Below are 15,505 nucleotides of genomic sequence, written 5' to 3'. Positions count from 1 at the left end.
CCGTCAGGCCGACGCGTCCTCCGCCCGCTTGGCCAAGGCGTCCTTGGCCTTGCGGGCCATGTCCGCGATGTCCGCCCGCCGCTGCGCGTCGGCCTCGTAGTCGGCCCGCCGGTCCCGCACCACCCGTGCCGGCATCCCGACCGCGATCTTGAAGTCCGGCACGTCGCCGCGCACCACCGCGTGCGCGCCCAGCACGCACCCGCGCCCGACGCGAGTGCCGCGCAGCACCGTCACCTTGGCGCCGAGCCAGCAGTCCGGCCCGATCCGCACCGGCGACTTCACGATGCCCTGGTCCTTGATCGGCAGCGTGATGTCCTCGACCTTGTGGTCGAAATCGCAGATGTAGACCCAGTCCGCGACGAGCGACGACGCGCCGATCTCGATGTCGAGGTAGCAGTTGACCGTGTTGTCCTTGCCGAACACGACCTTGTCGCCGATGCGCAGCGACCCCTCGTGGCAGCGGATGGCGTTGCCGTCGCCGATGTGCACCCAGCGGCCGATCTCCAGGCGGCCGAAGCCCGGGCGGGCCATGACCTCGACGCGCTTGCCGAAGAACACCATGCCGCGCAGGACGACGTGCGGGTTGAGCAGGCGGAACTTCAGCAGCCGCCAGTACCGCACGATGTACCAGGGGGTGTAGGCGCGGTGGCGCAGGACCCAGCGCAGGGAGGCCATCGTGAGGAACCGCGCCTGCATCGGGTCCCGGCGCGACCTGCGCCAGCGAGTCCAGACCGGGGCGCCCCACATGGAAGTCATGGACGAAGACTCTAACTTCGGGCCGCCGGCGGCCGGGCAACGGTTCTGCAGTGGCCTCGACGAAGACGAGGTGCGGACATGTGGGCGGTCATCGGAGTCTGGGACATCGACCCCGGAGTGCTCGACGCGTTGCGGGCGCAGGTGCCGCTGATGGCGTCGAGCAAGGTCGGGTTGCCGGGGTTCGTGCACGGCACGTGGACGCTCGACGGGCACATGATCCAGGTGTACGACAACGAGGCCGACGCGCGCCGCTACCACCAGGACATGCTGGACCAGGGTGCGACTGAGCCGCCCGGTGTGCGGTGTGTCGTCTGGGACGTGGCCGAAGTCGGCGCTGAGGCACCCTAGGCACGTGCGAGAAGTGTTCTGCCGCGTCTGCGGGTGGTCGGACGGCGGCGTGCGCTGGGAGAACGGCGTCGGCTCGTTCGACATCTGCGACTGCTGCGGGTGCGAGGCCGGCTACGAGGACGTGACGCCGGAAGCGGCCAGGGGCCACCGCGAGCGATGGCTGGCCGAGGGCACGCCGTGGTTCGACCGCAGAGCTCGTCCGGACGGCTGGGAGTGGCGTGACCAGCTCGACAGGGTGCCGGAGGCCTTCCACTGACAAGCTGGACGCATGGCGATTCCTCTCATCATCGACACCGACCCCGGCGTCGACGACGCGTTCGCGATCGCGCTCGCGGCCCGCAGTCCCGAGATCGACCTCCGGGGTCTGACCACGGTCTTCGGCAACGTCGGGCTCGACCTCACGACGGCCAACGCGTTGCGGTTGCTCGCTCACCTCGGCCGCACCGACGTACCGGTGGTGCGGGGGTTCGAGGGGCCGGGCGGCGCGGCGGACGTGCACGGTGAGGACGGGCTCGGCGGGCAGGCGCTCACGTTGCCGGAGAACCCGAAGGGCGTGCACGGGGAGGATCCCGTGCGGTTCTTCGCCGACAACCTCACGCCCGACACCGTGGTCGCCGCGATCGGGCCGCTCACCAACATCGCCGCCGCTCTCGACGCCGGCATCGAGTTCCCGCGGCTGATCGTCATGGGCGGCGGGCTCGGCATCGGCAACATGACGGTGCGCGCCGAGTTCAACTTCTGGGCCGACGCCGCGGCGGCGCGGACGGTGATCCGCCGGGGCAACCCGATCGTCGTGCCGCTCAACCTGACGCAGCGGTGCATCGCGGACACCGCGTTCCTCGCGAACGTCGACCCGGTGCTCAGCAACCTCACCGGCACCTACCGGGAGTACCTCGCGCGGCACTCCGAGCAGAACATGTCGGGACGCGAGGAGGGCATCCTCGTCCACGACGCCGTCGCGGTGGCCGAGGCGATCGTGCCTGGGACCCTGAGCCTTCGGACGCACGGACTCGACATCGACGACGAGGGCGCGCTCGTCGAGGGAAAGCACCAGGTAGAGGTCGCGGAGGACTGCGATTGGCCCGCGCTGAGGGCCTTCATGGAGCAGCGCTTGTCCGTTTGACGACAACTTCGTGTCGCTCTCTGGGGTTGAGCGGGCACGGTAAGTAGGGTCCGCGACCATGCAGCGAAGAGTCCTCACGACAGCTGCGGTGGCGGTGGCCATGACGTTCGGAGTGGTCCCTGCCTCCGCTCAGCCCCAGATTCAGGTGGTGCCGGATCCGGCGGCACACGTGAACCCGTTCATCGGCACGACCAACCTCGGGAACACCTTTCCCGGTGCGGTCGTGCCGTTCGGCATGTTCTCCTTCAGCCCGGAAGCCAGCCGCGGCAACACCCTGCGCGCCGCGGCCCCCGGCGGATACCGGTACGACGCCACGAAGATCCGCGGCTTCAGCCTCACCCACATGTCGGGAACGGGCTGCGCGGGCGGCAGCGGTGACATCCCGATCTTCCCGCACGTCGGGACCGTCACGACCTCGCCGACCACGGACGCGACCGACGCGATCTACGCCAGCGAGTTCGCGCACGCGGACGAGGTGGCCAAGCCCGGCCGCTACGACGTGACGCTCAAGTCCGGTGCCAAGGCCGAGCTGTCCGCCACCGAACGCACCGGTGCCGCGCGGTTCAGCTTCCCCGCCGACAAGCCGGCGACGGTGCTGATCAACACCTCCAAGTCGCAGGTCGGCAGCAGCGACGCGCAGACCGTGGTCGACAAGGACAAGCGGACCATCACGGGCTCCGTGACCAGCGGGAACTTCTGCGGCTACATCAACCAGGTCGGCCGCCGCAGCTACTACACGCTGCACTTCGTGGCGGAGTTCGACCAGGAGTTCACCGAGGTCGGCACGTACCAGGACAACGTTGTCACCCCGGGAAGCACGTCCTCCAAGGGCGGCACGACGTACGGAACGAACGGCTGGCCGGTGCTGGGCAAGGGTTCCGGCGCGTACCTCGGCTTCGCACCCGGCAGCCAGGTGGGCGTCAAGGTCGGCATCTCCTACGTCAGCCTGGACAACGCGCGGGAGAACCTGAAGGCAGAGAACAAGGGCCAGTCCATTGAGGACATGAGGGACAACGCGTACATCGCGTGGCAGAAGCAGCTCAAGCGCATCGAGGTCGGCGGCGGCTCCGATGACGAGCGGACCAAGTTCTACACCGCGCTGTACCACTCGCTGTTGCACCCCAACCTGTTCAGCGACGTCAACGGCGAGTACGCCGGGTTCGACGGCAAGACCCACAAGATCGACAAGCGGCGGCAGAAGGCCCAGTACGGCACGTTCTCCGGCTGGGACGTCTACCGCTCGCAGCTGCAGCTGCTCACCCTGCTCGAACCGCAGATCGGCTCGGACATCGCGCAGTCGCTGCTCAACCAGGCCGAGCAGAACAACGGTGTGTGGGACCGCTGGACGCACAACGGCGGCGGAACCCACGTCATGAACGGCGACCCGGCGCCGATCGCGCTGGCGGCCATCTCGGCGTTCGGCGGCGACAAGTACGACCTCAAGTCGTCGCTTCGGAGTTTGGTCAAGGCCGCGACCGTGCCCACGGCGCTGGACCTGAGCAAGGACGGCTGGGCCGTCATGTCGGTCGGTCAGCGGCCGTCGCTCGACAAGTACCTGCAGAACAAGTACATGCCGGCCGTGTCGAACGCCTGGGGTGGAGCAGCGGAGACCCTGGAGATCTCCGCGGCGGACTTCGCGATCAGCCAGCTGGCCGAGCGCACGGGCGACAAGAAGACCGCGAAGACCTTCGCCGAACGCGCGCAGTGGTGGCAGAACAACTTCAACTCGGTCGCGGACTCCACCGGCGGCTACATCCGCAACCGCAACGCCGACGGCACGTGGGTCAAGGACTTCACGCCCGACACCGGCAACGGGTTCGTCGAGGGCAGCAGCGCCCAGTACACGTGGATGGTCACCCACAACGTCGCCGGCCTCGTCGACTCGCTGGGCGGCCGTGAGCGCGCCAACAAGCGGCTGGACGACTTCTTCCACAACGCCGACGGCACATGGGCGTTGACCGGCCGTGGTGGCGCGAAGTCCGAACTGGACAACGAGCCGTCGGTGAACGTGCCGTGGCTCTACAACTACACCGGCCAGCCGGCCAAGGCGCAGGAGACGCTGCGCGAGACCATCAACACGCTGTGGAAGAACACCCCCGGCGGCATTCCCGGCAACGACGACCTCGGCGCGATGTCGTCGTGGTTCGTGTTCACCGCGATGGGCATGTACCCGCAGGTGCCGTCCCGCGCCGAACTGGTGCTGAGCAGCCCGCTGTTCACGTCGGTGAAGATCAACCGCGGTGGCGGCAAGGACATCACGATCACCGCGCCCGCCGCTAACACCGCCACGAAGTACGTGCAGTCGCTGAAGGTCAACGGCAAGGCCAGCACGAAGACCTGGCTGCCCGAGTCGTTCGTGGAGCGCGGCGGCAAGCTGGACTTCGTGCTGGGCAAGGCTCCTTCCGCGTGGGGCACGGGTGCCTCGGACGCCCCGCCGTCGTTCCGCGACGGCGAGAAGCCGATCAAGCACGACCAGCCGTACTTCCTCACGGTCGAGCCGCGGCAGCTCGTGGTGGAGCCGGGCGGGTCGGTCACGGCGAAGGTCGACGCCGTCAAGCTCTACGACGGTGACCCGAAGGCGACCTACACGATCACCGGCCCGGACTCGCTCACGTTCACGCCGACCAGCGGCGCCGTGCCGTCGGAGTTCACGGTCACGGCCAAACCCGATACACCCCAGGGCTTCTACGACATCACCGTGACGGTCAACGTCGAGGGCGCCGCCAAGCCGGTCGTGCTCCCCCAGACGATCAAGGTGGCTCCGGCGGGCAGCATGCTCGCCGCGGTGAACAACGTCGGTGCGTCGGCCGATGCCGACGGCGAGGGCGACTTCGACGGCGGCGGCTACAGCTACTCGCGGGAAGCGCTGGCCACGGCCGGTCTCACGCCGGGTGGCACGAGCACCGTCGACGGCCTCACGTTCACCTGGCCGTCGTCGCCCCCTGGCCGTCCCGACAACGCAACCGCGGCGAAGCAAACGCTTGCCCTGTCCGGAACCAAGCTCGCCTTCGTCGGCTCCGCGGCCAACGGAGCGCGGACGAAGCCGGCCGCGGTGACGTTCACGGACGGCACCACGGCGTCGGTGGACATCGGCTTCAGCGACTGGACGCTGGGCGGTGGCGGGGCGACGCCGAGCTTCGGCAACGTGGTCCTCGCGACCACGCCTTACCGCAACACGCTGGGCGGCGGCAACGAGAAGGTCGCCACGCACATCTTCGCGACGAAGACGTACGTGGCTCCGGAAGGCAAGACGCTGGCGAGCGTCGTGCTGCCGGATGACGTGAACATGCACGTCTTCGCTGTGGCACTGGGTTAGGCCATACCGGTGGGGCGGCTCGGTTTCCCGGCTGAGCCGCCCCTGTCGCACGGATGATCCTGCGGTGACCGACATCGAGCAGCGGCTGATCAAGGCCGCCCGCGACGGCGAGTGGCTGGAGTGCGACGAGCCCGACAACGTGGTGCGGGCGGGGTTGATCAGGGAGTTGCTGCTCGGCCGTCACGGTGAGCTGGACCCGCGCGGGGTGAGGCTGGACGGCGCCCAGGTTGAGGACACGCTCAACCTCAACCGAGTGCAAGCCGTGGCGGGCCTGACCTTCAAGAACTGCGTGATCAACGAGCCGATCGAGGCGCGCTCCGCAGGCTTGCCGTATCTGTACTTCCACGGGGGAAGCTGCGCCGGGATCCAGGCGGACGGTCTCAAGGTCGATGGAGACCTGTTCCTGCGCCGAGGTGTCCGCATGTCGGGTGACCACCGCTACGGCACCGTCAGGCTTCTCGGTGCTCATGTCTCAGGTGACCTCGATCTCGAAGGCGCGCAGATCACGAACGCATCAGGCTCTGCCCTGAATGCCGCCGGCCTCGAAGTCGGTGGTCAGGTGCTCTTTCGAGACGGCGTCCGCATCATCGGGCACGGCGACGAGAGCGCGGTCAACCTCATAGGTGCCCGCCTGAGGTCGAACCTGGACATGTCGGAAACCGAGATCAGCAACGACACCGGTCCTGCGATGCAGGTGGACAACGCCGGAATCGACGGCGACCTTTCTCTGATCGACGGCAATCGGATAACCGGACGTGGCGACACAGGCACACTTTGCCTCATCAACGCTCGCGTCTCAGGTCATGTCGAATTGACGGACACAGACATCACCAACGCTGCGGGAATCGCGCTCGACGCACACGGCGTCCAGATCAGCGGAAGCCTGTTCCTGCGGAACAAGCTCTCCATCGCCGGACACGACGACATCGGTGCGGTCGACCTGGCCAACGCCCGCATCGGAGAAATCCTCGAACTCGCCAACACGAACATCACGAACACCGGTGGTCCCGCGGTCAACGCCAACCGGATACGCATCGGCAGCGTCTTGGCGCTGTTCGGCCGGACACAGCTCAATGCAGGCAACGGGCCCTCACTCAGCCTGGTCAGCGCCCACATCACCGGCAGACTGGGCTGTGCGGACACGGTCGAACTGAAGGCTGATCCTGAGTCGGGTCCAGTGCTGAACCTTCAGGACGCCACGGTCGGAGCGTCCGTGCGGTTGCCACTGGAGGCGTTGTGCCCCGGCCTCGAGCGTGGTGCGGCGTGCGAACGCAGAAGGCTCGTGACACTGAGCGACTTCACCTATGCATCTCTCGCGCCGAGATGGAACTGGGAACAGTGGCTCCACGTGATCCGCTGCCACACTCCCGCGTACCACGCCTCGGCCTATCAGCGGCTGGCCGCGGTCGAGCGGGCGGCAGGCCACGACGGCACGGTGCGCCGAGTTCTCATGGCGCAGCAGACCGACCTGCGCCGCCGCAGTCCCCAGTCGTTGGGCGGGCCGCTGACACGGTGGTTCCACTGGCTGTGGGGCGTGCTGGCCGGGTACGGCTACCGCGCCCGCCGCACTGCCGCCGCGCTCCTGCTGGTGCTCGTCGTCGCCGGGGCGATCGGCTGGTGGGCCGGGCAGGTCGACACCCGGCCCGGGCATCTCGCGGCCGAGCGGGTCGTCAGCGCGACCAACGCGGTCGGGACTCCCTGCTCGACGGTCGAACTGATCGGGCTCGGGCTGGATCGTGGGTTGCCGCTGGCGATGACCGGGATGCGGGCCAGGTGCGACCTCGACAGCGCGTCGAAGAAGGGTCAGGCGTTCACGGCGGCGATCTGGCTGGTGCAGCTCGCCGTGTGGGGGCTGGCGACGCTGGCGCTGGCCGGGTACACGAACCTGGTTCGCAAGCCGGGTTGAAGTCGCGACCAATAGGGTTGGAGCGTGTTCTCGGTTTCCGAACGCGACCAGTTGCGTCGTGATCTCGTCAACGCCGCCGACGTCGATCCGCGTGTGGTCGGTGCCGCGCTGACCGGGTCCGCTGCGGTGGGGCGGGAAGATCGCTGGTCGGACATCGACTTCGCCTTGTCGGTCGAGCGGGACGTCGACGCGGTGGTGGTCGACTGGACCGCGTTGATGTACGCGTGCGGGGCGGTCGGTCATCTCGACGTGCGGAGCGGGAAGACGTTGTTCCGCGTGTTCCTGATGCGGTCCACGTTGCAGGTGGACATCGCGTTCTGGCCGTCGGACGAGTTCGGGGCTACCGGGCCGACGTTCAAGTTGTTGTTCGGTGAGGCGAACCAGGTGCCGCAGGCCGGGCAGCCCGACCGGGACGACCTGATCGGGCTCGCCTGGCTGTACGCCCTGCACGCGCGGTCGTCCATCGCGCGCGGGCGCGGGTGGCAGGCGCTCTACATGATCAACGGCATGAGGGACCACGTGATGTCGTTGTGGTGCCTGCGCGAAGGCGTGAACGCGGTGCAGGGGCGAGGGCTGGACGACCTGCGGGACGCGGACGCGTTCGCCGGGACGGTGGTGTTGTCCACTCATCCCGACGAGCTGCGGCGTGCGTTCCAGGTGCTGACCGGGCTGTTGCTCGAGGAGATCACTGAGCCGGAACTGCGTGAGGCCGTGCGGGCGCTGTCTCCCTGAGCAGCAACACCGCTGTGAACAGGACGAGCACGGCCGCTGAGCCGTGCACCGCGAGCGCGAAGCCCACTGAGCCGCCGTGCGTCATCACGGCCAGGCAGTCGCCGATCGGGATGATCGAGTCCGCGAGGACCACCCAGCCCAGGGCTCGGCGCTGGCCCATCAGCAGCAGGATCAGGGCCGTCAGCGCGTAGGCGAGGTCGCGCACGCCCTTCACGACGTAGTAGCCGGCCGGGTCGGTGATGCCGAAGCCCGCAGCCGATCCATCGCCGTTGAGCAGGTAGCTCAGGCCGAAGTAGAAGCCCGCCGCTACGACGAGCCAACCCATGATCGTGGCCAAACGCATTGCATCCTCCGAGAAAATCTAGCGCTGCTAGTGATGAGAGCGACGCTAACACTAGAGGCGCTCGAATGTCTAGCAGTGCTAGATTCAGCGGCGTGACCATCCAGAACCGGCGTGAGCGCGAGCGCGCCGAACGCCATCAGCTGATCATCGACGCCGCCCGGGACCTGGCCGAGGCGGAGGGCTGGGACGCGGTCACCACGCGCAGGCTCGCCGAGAAGGTCGAGTACAGCCAGCCGGTGCTCTACAGCCACTTCAAGGGCAAGGACGCGATCGTGCGCGCGGTCGCGATCCAGGGGTGCGGTGAGCTGGCCCGGCTGTTGCGGAAGGCCCGTCCGTCACGCGGGGAGTCACGGCTGCGGGCCGCGGCGGAGGCGTACCTGGAGTTCGCGCGACGAAGGCCCGCGCTCTACGACGCGATGTTCGTGCAGCAGTCCGACATCCCGTGGGGCACGGACGAGGTGCCGCAGGAACTGCTCGACGCGTTCGGAGAACTGGTCGCCGCGGTCGAACCCGTTCGGGGCGAACGAGACCTGGAGGCGTTGACGGAGGTCTTCTGGAGCTCGCTGCACGGCATCGCGACGCTCATGCAGGGCGGGAGACTGCGGCCGGTGCACGACGAGACCCGTCTCGACCTGCTGCTAGGTGCGCTCAGCCTCGCACAGCACGAAGACGGGCTTTGAGCCGATCCGGGTCAGCACTACCGTGGCCGACGCGGAACCGGAGAGCTTCAGGCGTTTGCGCATCGTGTTCGGGTCGACGTCCAGGCCGCGCACCAGGATCTCCAGCCGGCCGACCGACCGCGTCTTCAGCAACGACTTGAGCGACTTCTCCGTGTAGTGCCCGTGTTCGAGCACGCGGAACGCCCGGATGCCCGCGGGAGGCTTGGACCCGCTCAGGTACGCGATGCGCTCGTCGAGCTGCCACAACCCGTGCCGGGCCGCGTAATGACGCACCAGACCGGCGCGCACGACCGCTCCGTCCGGATCGATGAGCCACTCGCCGGGCGGAGCGACCGGGCAGTCGTCCGGTTCGGCGTCCGTCAGGGTCCACGAGTCGGAGCCGTGCAGAACGGTGGCGCGGCGCGTAACTCCAGGCGTGGCAAGGCCTCGCGTCCACAGGCAGGCCTCGCGGACCGCGCCGTCAAGCGACACGACCTCGATCTCGGCGGCCCACGGCGCGACGGCGAAGTCGATGCCGGGAGCGCACTTCACCGCGAGGTCCACACCCGAGTACACCTCGGACAGCTCGTCCAGAGGTGGCACGAAGTCCGAGGGGTTCCACTTGCGGCGGCCGGACGAGTCGCGGCGGGCGGGGTCCGCGGTGACGGCCGAAGCACGCGACACGGGACGCAGGGCATCGGCGACGGCGACGAGCTGACCCGGAACGTTGTTGCGCGCCATGGCGACCCGCACCGGGTCCAGGTCAGAGCCGACGCAGACGGAGGCCACCTCGCTCAGCGCGAACAGATCCGCGCCGACCGAACAGGTGACGTCGTGCACCGAACGACCGGCGAACCGCAGCGCGCGATGCCGGGCGACAGCGGAAGCCGTGGCCTGTTGCAAGGCGTCATCGGTGAAGAGCCAGGACTCGGCAGAGTCCAGTTTGGACACCGCGCGACGTCGCAGCAGCACGGTTTCCACGACCGGGGCGAACCCGGGACCCAGCCGCTTGCGGGCCGTCTCGACGTCGCGCAGCCGGGAGGCGTCGGAGAAGGGCAACGCGTCCACCTCGGCCAGCGCGGCGGTTCCGGCGGCGGAGCGCAGGAACGCCACGTCGGCAGAGGTGAACGCGTACCCCAACTCAGGAGGTCTTCTTGCCGGTGATCGACACGTTGTAGAACACCTCGCGCGGCAGCACCTTCGCGAAGACGTTCTGGTCGACCCACGTGAGGTTCTGCCAGGTGCGGTAGGCGAACATCGCCCACCCGAAGCCCAGCTTCTCGCGCGGCACGGCGGCCTCGAACGTGCGCACCGGCCAGCCGAACAGAGCCGCGGACAGCTCGTCGGTCACCGCGCGGACGCCCACGGCACCGGCGCGACGAGCCGTGGCCTCCAACTGGTCCGGGTCGAACGTGTGCAGGTCGACCACGGCCTCCAGCGCGGCCGCGCGGGAGGACTCGTCGAGCTCCTCCTGCGGACGACGCCAGTCGCCCAGCACGGGCAGGGCCTTGGTGATGTTGGTGGTCAGCCACCACGTCGCCTGGCCGAGCTTGCGGGCGTAGAAGTTGCCGATGTTCGTCGGGTCGCCCGCGAACACGAACTTGCCGCCGGGCTTCAGCACCCGCAGCACCTCGCGCATCGCCGCCTCCACATCGGGGATGTGGTGCAGCACCGCGTGACCGACGACGAGGTCGAACGTGTTGTCGTCGTAGGGGATGCGCTCGGCGTCGGCGACGCGGCCGTCGACGTCCAGCCCGAGGTGCTCGGCGTTGCGCAGCGCGACCTCGACCATGCCGGGCGACAGGTCGGTGACCGAGCCCTTCTTGATCACTTCGCCCTGCATCAGGTTCAGCAGGAAGAAACCCGTGCCGCAGCCAAGCTCCAGCGCGTGCTCGTACGGACCGACGTCACCGGCGGCGGCGCGGAACCTGTCCGTCGCGTAGGTGATGCAGCGGTCGTCGTACGAGATCGACCACTTCTCGTCGTACGTGCCCGCTTCCCAGTCGTGGTAGAGCACCTGCGCGAGCTTGGTGTCCTTGTAGGCCGCCTCGACCTCTTCCGCTGTCGCGTGCGGGTTCGGTGCCGGATCAGTTGCCACTGAACTTCGCCTTTCCGGGACCGTTCGCGATGAACGACTCCACGCCGTTCTTCTTGTCCTCCGTCGCGAACAGCGCCGCGAAGAGGTGGCTTTCGAGCTTGAGACCCGACTCCAGGTCGGTGTCGAGGCCACCGTCGACGGCGGCCTTCGTCGCGGCCAGCGCGAGCACGGGCCCGTTGACGAACTGCTTGGCCCACCGCACGGCCGCGGCGTACACGTCGTCGGGCGCGACGACCTCGTCGACCATGCCGATCTCGAGCGCCTCCTGGGCGCCGACGAACCGGCCGGTGTAGAGCAGGTCCTTGGTCTTCGACGGACCGATCAGGCGGGCAAGGCGCTGCGTGCCGCCACCACCGGGGATCAGGCCGAGCAGGATCTCGGGCTGGCCGACCTTCGCGTTGTCGCCGGCGATGCGGCGGTCACAGCCGAGAGCGACCTCGAAGCCCCCGCCCAGCGCGTACCCGGTGATCGCGGCGACCGTCGGCTTCGGCACCGAGGCCAGCGCGCCGAGAGCGTCGGACAGGCCCTTGGCCCGCAGCGTCATCTCGGCGTGGGAGATCTGCGCGAACTCCTTGACGTCCGCGCCGGCCGCGAAGACCTTCTCGCCGCCGTACACGATGACCGCGTACACGTCAGAACGCTCCGAGGCCTCCTTCGCGGCGGCCTGAAGCTCGGTCTGCACCTGCCGGTTCAGGGCGTTCATAGGCGGCCGCTCCAGGCGGATCGTGCCAATCCCGTCCTCGACCTCAAGCCTAACGAACTCAGCCACTGTGCTCCTCTGCCGCTGCTCCGCAGACGGCGGCGAGCTCGCCGGGAAGTCGGTCGTCCGGCCGCCGATTCGGGCCGAATCGCCTGCGGCGGTTGACCTGAATCGGCGGCCGGACGACCGACGCGAACTCGCGATTCCGTCCGATTGCCGTCACGTTACCTAGCGGTAGCTTCTCAGACCTTCCGGCGGGCGAAGAACCGCTCCCCGGACTTCTGCAGCTCCAGGTCCTGCCCAAAGGTCTTGGACAAGTTCTCCTCGGTCAGCACGTCGTCGAGCAGCCCCTGAGCCACGATCGACCCCTCACGCAGCAGCAACGCGTGGGTGAAGCCGGGCGGGATCTCCTCGACGTGGTGCGTGACCAGCACCATCGCGGGTGCGTCCGGGTCCATCGCCAACTCGGAGAGCTTCGCGACCAGGTCCTCGCGGCCGCCCAGGTCGAGGCCCGCGGCGGGCTCGTCGAGCAGCAGCATCTCGGGGTCGGTCATCAACGCGCGGGCGATCAGCGTGCGCTTGCGCTCGCCCTCGCTCAGCGTGCCGTAGAGGCGGTCGGCGAGGTGGGCCATGCCGAGGGTGCCGAGCAACTCGCGGGCGCGGTCCGTGTCCTGCTTGCCGTACTCCTCGCGCCAGCGGCCGAGCACCGCGTACCCGGCGGAGACGACCAGGTCGACGACCGTCTCGTCCGGCGGGATGCGGCCGCCCAGTGCCGCGGAGCACAGGCCGATCCGGGGCTTGAGCTCCTGGACGTCCGTCTTGCCCAGTCGTTCACCCAGGAGGTGGACCTTGCCCTTGGTCGGGTGCAGGTCGGCGCTGGAGAGCCTCAGCAGGGTGGTCTTGCCGGCACCGTTCGGGCCCAGCACCACCCAGCGCTCGTCCAGTTCCACGCTCCAGTCGATGTTTCCGACCAGCGTGTTCTTGCCTCGGCGGACCGACACGCCCGCCATGTGCACGACCAGATCTGTCACGTCGACGTCCGCCACGCCCCCATTCTTCCGAACGGCCTCGCACCGACCACTCATCGGGGTGTCCCTCGCGCGGGGTGACGCCGCTGCGCCGCCTGTGTGAACTCTCAAGTTTTTTGTCGGTATCGGATGCCAAGATCGGAGGCATGGCTACGCGACCCGAGTCCGAGGTGCTGGCAGGCCGACCGTTCCCACTGGGGGCACACGCCGAAGCAGGCGGTGTCCGGTTCGCGGTGACGTCCCACGTCGCCGACGCGGTCGAGGTCTGCCTCGTCGACGACGACGGCACCGAGAAACGGGTCGAGCTGACCGAACGGACGTTCGGCGTCTGGCACGGTCTCGTGCCCGGCGTCACACCCGGCCAGCGGTACGGGTTCCGGGTGCACGGGCCGTACGACGCGGGGCGCGGGCTCCGGTGCAACCCGGCGAAGCTGCTGGTCGACCCGTACGCGCGGCAGATCGAGGGCGGGATCACGAACCTGGAGGCCTCGCTCGGCTACGTGGGCGACCCGATGCACGGGCCGCCGTCCGCGGTCGACTCGCTCGGCAGCGTGCCCCTGTGCGTCGTCAGCTCACCGGGCGGCGCGGACACGGGCGTGAAGCCCGACGTGCCGTTCGAAGAGGCGGTCATCTACGAGATGCACGTCAAGGGCTTCACCAAGAACCACCCGGAGATCCCGGAGAAGCTGCGCGGCACGTACCTCGGGCTCGCGCACCCGGCGGCGATCGAGCACCTCACGCGCCTCGGTGTCACGAGCGTCGAACTGCTGCCGGTCCAGGCGTTCCAGGACGAGCCGTCGCTGCTGAGCAGGGGCGCGACGAACTACTGGGGTTACTCGCCGCTGGGCTACTGCGCGCCGCACGCCGCGTACGCGAGCGAACCCGGCAACGAGGTCCAGGAGTTCCGCAAGATGGTCGCGGCGATGCACGCGGCGAACATCGAGGTGCTGATCGACGTCGTCTACAACCACACCTGCGAGGGCGGTCCCGGCGGGCCGACCATCTGCTTCCGCGGCTACGACGCGCCGGGGTACTACCTGCACGCCGGCGGCGGCAGCACGGTCGACATCACCGGCTGCGGCAACACGCTGGACGCCGGGTCGCCGCAGGTCGTGCGGCTGGTCACCGACTCGCTGCGGTACTGGGCCGAGGAGATGGGCGTCGACGGGTTCCGGTTCGACCTCGCCTCGACGATGGGCCGCCCGGGCGGTGGTTTCTTCGACCGCGACTCGGCGCTGCTGACGGCCATCACGACGGACCCGGTGCTGTGCCGGTCGAAGCTGATCGCCGAGCCGTGGGACGCGACGGGCGACGGGTACCGGGTCGGCGACTTCGGCATGCAGTGGGCGGAGTGGAACGGCCGTTATCGCGACACGGTCAGGGACTTCTGGCGTGGCCACACGTCCGTGCGCGATCTCGCGTACCGGCTCTCCGGGTCGAGCGACCTGTACGCGGACGACCTGCGCCGCCCGTGGCAGTCGATCAACTTCATCACCGCGCACGACGGGTTCACGCTGCGGGACCTGGTGTCGTACAACGACAAGCACAACGAGGAGAACGGCGAGGAGAACCGCGACGGCACGAACGACAACCGTTCGTGGAACTGCGGTGCCGAGGGTGAGACGTCCGACCCCGAGATCCTCGCGCTGCGGGCGCAGCAGGCGCGAAACCTGCTCTCAACGCTGCTGCTGTCGACCGGCACGCCGATGATCACGGCGGGCGACGAGATGTGGCGCACCCAGGGCGGCAACAACAACGCGTACTGCCTCGACAACGAGGTGTCGTGGGTCGACTGGACGACGAGCGACGCGAGCGAGGCGCTGCTGGGGTTCACGCAGCGGCTGATCGACCTGCGCGCGTCGTCGCCGGCGTTGCGGCAGCCCGAGTTCTTCGAGGGCCGCACGACGCCCAGCGGCAACCCGGACCTGGTCTGGTTCCGGCCGGACGGGCGGGAGATGGCCGAGACGGACTGGTTCGACGAGGGCCGCCGCACGCTCGGCATGTTCATCGACGGCTCGAACTGCCTCTCCCGCACACGGGACGGCGAACTCGTGTCCGACGACTCGTGGCTGATGCTGATGCACGCCGGTGCGGACGCCGTCACCGTGACGCTGCCGCACGAGCGCTACGGGCCGTCGTACGAACCGTTCCTCGACACGACGACGACGGACGGCTCCCCCGCGAATCCCGGTTCTTTCACGGCGCGGGAGAAGCTCACCGTGCCCGCGCGATCGTTGCTGCTGCTCCGCATACCGCGCTGAACTCCTTGCGGTCACTTGACTCTGTGTCCGAGGTTCTTCCGGCAAATGGACGCTCTAGCCACATTCAGAGCGTGTCTGGCACCATCACGCTCGTGGTCGTCTACTGCTGGACGGACCGCACGATCGACCTCGTGCTCGTGGCGTCGTGCGGGTGTAGCTCGACGCGACGCACGCGCTGACAGCGCCCTGCGTCGCGTCTTGATCGCTACCCGTACCCGACGCGGCCTTCAGGAGC

Annotated in this window: 14 protein-coding genes; 8 read left to right on the top strand and 6 right to left on the bottom strand. The window is 68.6% G+C overall.

The window, feature by feature from the left end; genetic code table 11:
* Positions 1-3: 3 nt before the first annotated feature.
* Positions 4-756: an acyltransferase gene (locus SK571_RS41710; protein ID WP_319989648.1), complete on the bottom strand. Its 753-nt coding sequence runs from the start codon at positions 754-756 to the stop codon at positions 4-6.
* A 78-nt stretch (positions 757-834) separates the two neighbouring features.
* Between SK571_RS41710 and SK571_RS41705 the strand changes: the two genes are divergently transcribed.
* The 6 genes from SK571_RS41705 (at position 835) to SK571_RS41680 (ending at position 8,181) form a co-directional block, all read left to right on the top strand.
* Positions 835-1,104, top strand: a complete 270-nt coding sequence (locus SK571_RS41705; protein WP_319989647.1) for a hypothetical protein — start codon at positions 835-837, stop codon at positions 1,102-1,104.
* Between the two features lie 4 nt (positions 1,105-1,108).
* Positions 1,109-1,360: a hypothetical protein gene (locus SK571_RS41700; protein WP_319989646.1), complete on the top strand. Its 252-nt coding sequence runs from the start codon at positions 1,109-1,111 to the stop codon at positions 1,358-1,360.
* A gap of 12 nt (positions 1,361-1,372) precedes the next feature.
* Positions 1,373-2,227 (top strand): nucleoside hydrolase, encoded by an 855-nt coding sequence (locus SK571_RS41695; protein ID WP_319989645.1) that lies wholly within the window; start codon positions 1,373-1,375, stop codon positions 2,225-2,227.
* Between the two features lie 58 nt (positions 2,228-2,285).
* A complete protein-coding gene (locus SK571_RS41690; RefSeq protein WP_319989644.1) occupies positions 2,286-5,543 on the top strand; it encodes a GH92 family glycosyl hydrolase in 3,258 nt (1,085 codons plus the stop codon).
* A gap of 64 nt (positions 5,544-5,607) precedes the next feature.
* Positions 5,608-7,449, top strand: a complete 1,842-nt coding sequence (locus SK571_RS41685) for a hypothetical protein (RefSeq protein WP_319989643.1) — start codon at positions 5,608-5,610, stop codon at positions 7,447-7,449.
* Positions 7,450-7,473: 24 nt separating this feature from the next.
* Positions 7,474-8,181: a nucleotidyltransferase domain-containing protein gene (locus SK571_RS41680; protein ID WP_319989642.1), complete on the top strand. Its 708-nt coding sequence runs from the start codon at positions 7,474-7,476 to the stop codon at positions 8,179-8,181.
* Here SK571_RS41680 and SK571_RS41675 read toward each other — a convergent pair.
* Complete coding sequence (locus SK571_RS41675) at positions 8,135-8,524, bottom strand: DUF4267 domain-containing protein (protein ID WP_319989641.1); 390 nt, start codon at positions 8,522-8,524, stop codon at positions 8,135-8,137. The genes SK571_RS41680 and SK571_RS41675 overlap by 47 nt on opposite strands.
* Before the next feature lie 92 nt (positions 8,525-8,616).
* Between SK571_RS41675 and SK571_RS41670 the strand changes: the two genes are divergently transcribed.
* Positions 8,617-9,204, top strand: coding sequence for a TetR/AcrR family transcriptional regulator (locus SK571_RS41670; RefSeq protein WP_319989640.1), 588 nt, complete (start codon positions 8,617-8,619; stop codon positions 9,202-9,204).
* Here the strand turns inward: SK571_RS41670 and SK571_RS41665 are convergent.
* The 4 genes from SK571_RS41665 to SK571_RS41650 form a co-directional block, all read right to left on the bottom strand.
* Entirely contained in the window at positions 9,163-10,323 is a 1,161-nt protein-coding gene (locus SK571_RS41665; RefSeq protein ID WP_319989639.1) for a THUMP-like domain-containing protein, read from the bottom strand. The two genes, SK571_RS41670 and SK571_RS41665, sit on opposite strands and share 42 nt — an antisense overlap.
* A 1-nt stretch (position 10,324) precedes the next feature.
* Positions 10,325-11,281, bottom strand: a complete 957-nt coding sequence (locus tag SK571_RS41660) for a class I SAM-dependent methyltransferase (protein ID WP_319989638.1) — start codon at positions 11,279-11,281, stop codon at positions 10,325-10,327.
* Positions 11,271-12,050: an enoyl-CoA hydratase/isomerase family protein gene (locus SK571_RS41655; protein WP_093592942.1), complete on the bottom strand. Its 780-nt coding sequence runs from the start codon at positions 12,048-12,050 to the stop codon at positions 11,271-11,273. Before SK571_RS41655 ends, SK571_RS41660 begins: the two co-directional genes overlap by 11 nt.
* Before the next feature lie 173 nt (positions 12,051-12,223).
* Positions 12,224-13,066 (bottom strand): ABC transporter ATP-binding protein, encoded by an 843-nt coding sequence (locus SK571_RS41650; protein WP_090066541.1) that lies wholly within the window; start codon positions 13,064-13,066, stop codon positions 12,224-12,226.
* Between the two features lie 89 nt (positions 13,067-13,155).
* Here SK571_RS41650 and glgX point away from each other — a divergent pair, with 89 nt between their 5' ends.
* A complete protein-coding gene (gene glgX / locus SK571_RS41645) occupies positions 13,156-15,270 on the top strand; it encodes a glycogen debranching protein GlgX (RefSeq protein WP_319989637.1) in 2,115 nt (704 codons plus the stop codon).
* Positions 15,271-15,505 lie beyond the last annotated feature (235 nt).

Source organism: Lentzea kristufekii (assembly GCF_033949925.1).
GTDB lineage: Bacteria > Actinomycetota > Actinomycetes > Mycobacteriales > Pseudonocardiaceae > Lentzea > Lentzea kristufekii.
This window is presented reverse-complemented; position numbering and strand designations above follow the sequence as displayed.

Excerpts from the sequence above, each read along its gene's own strand:
- glgX (WP_319989637.1), top strand. The coding sequence starts at position 13,156 with ATGGCTACGCGACCCGAGTCCGAGGTGCTGGCAGGCCGACCGTTCCCA.
- SK571_RS41705 (WP_319989647.1), top strand. The coding sequence starts at position 835 with ATGTGGGCGGTCATCGGAGTCTGGGACATCGACCCCGGAGTGCTCGAC.
- SK571_RS41690 (WP_319989644.1), top strand. The coding sequence starts at position 2,286 with ATGCAGCGAAGAGTCCTCACGACAGCTGCGGTGGCGGTGGCCATGACG.
- SK571_RS41650 (WP_090066541.1), bottom strand. The coding sequence starts at position 13,066 with ATGAGTGGTCGGTGCGAGGCCGTTCGGAAGAATGGGGGCGTGGCGGAC.
- SK571_RS41695 (WP_319989645.1), top strand. The coding sequence starts at position 1,373 with ATGGCGATTCCTCTCATCATCGACACCGACCCCGGCGTCGACGACGCG.
- SK571_RS41710 (WP_319989648.1), bottom strand. The coding sequence starts at position 756 with ATGACTTCCATGTGGGGCGCCCCGGTCTGGACTCGCTGGCGCAGGTCG.
- SK571_RS41675 (WP_319989641.1), bottom strand. The coding sequence starts at position 8,524 with ATGCGTTTGGCCACGATCATGGGTTGGCTCGTCGTAGCGGCGGGCTTC.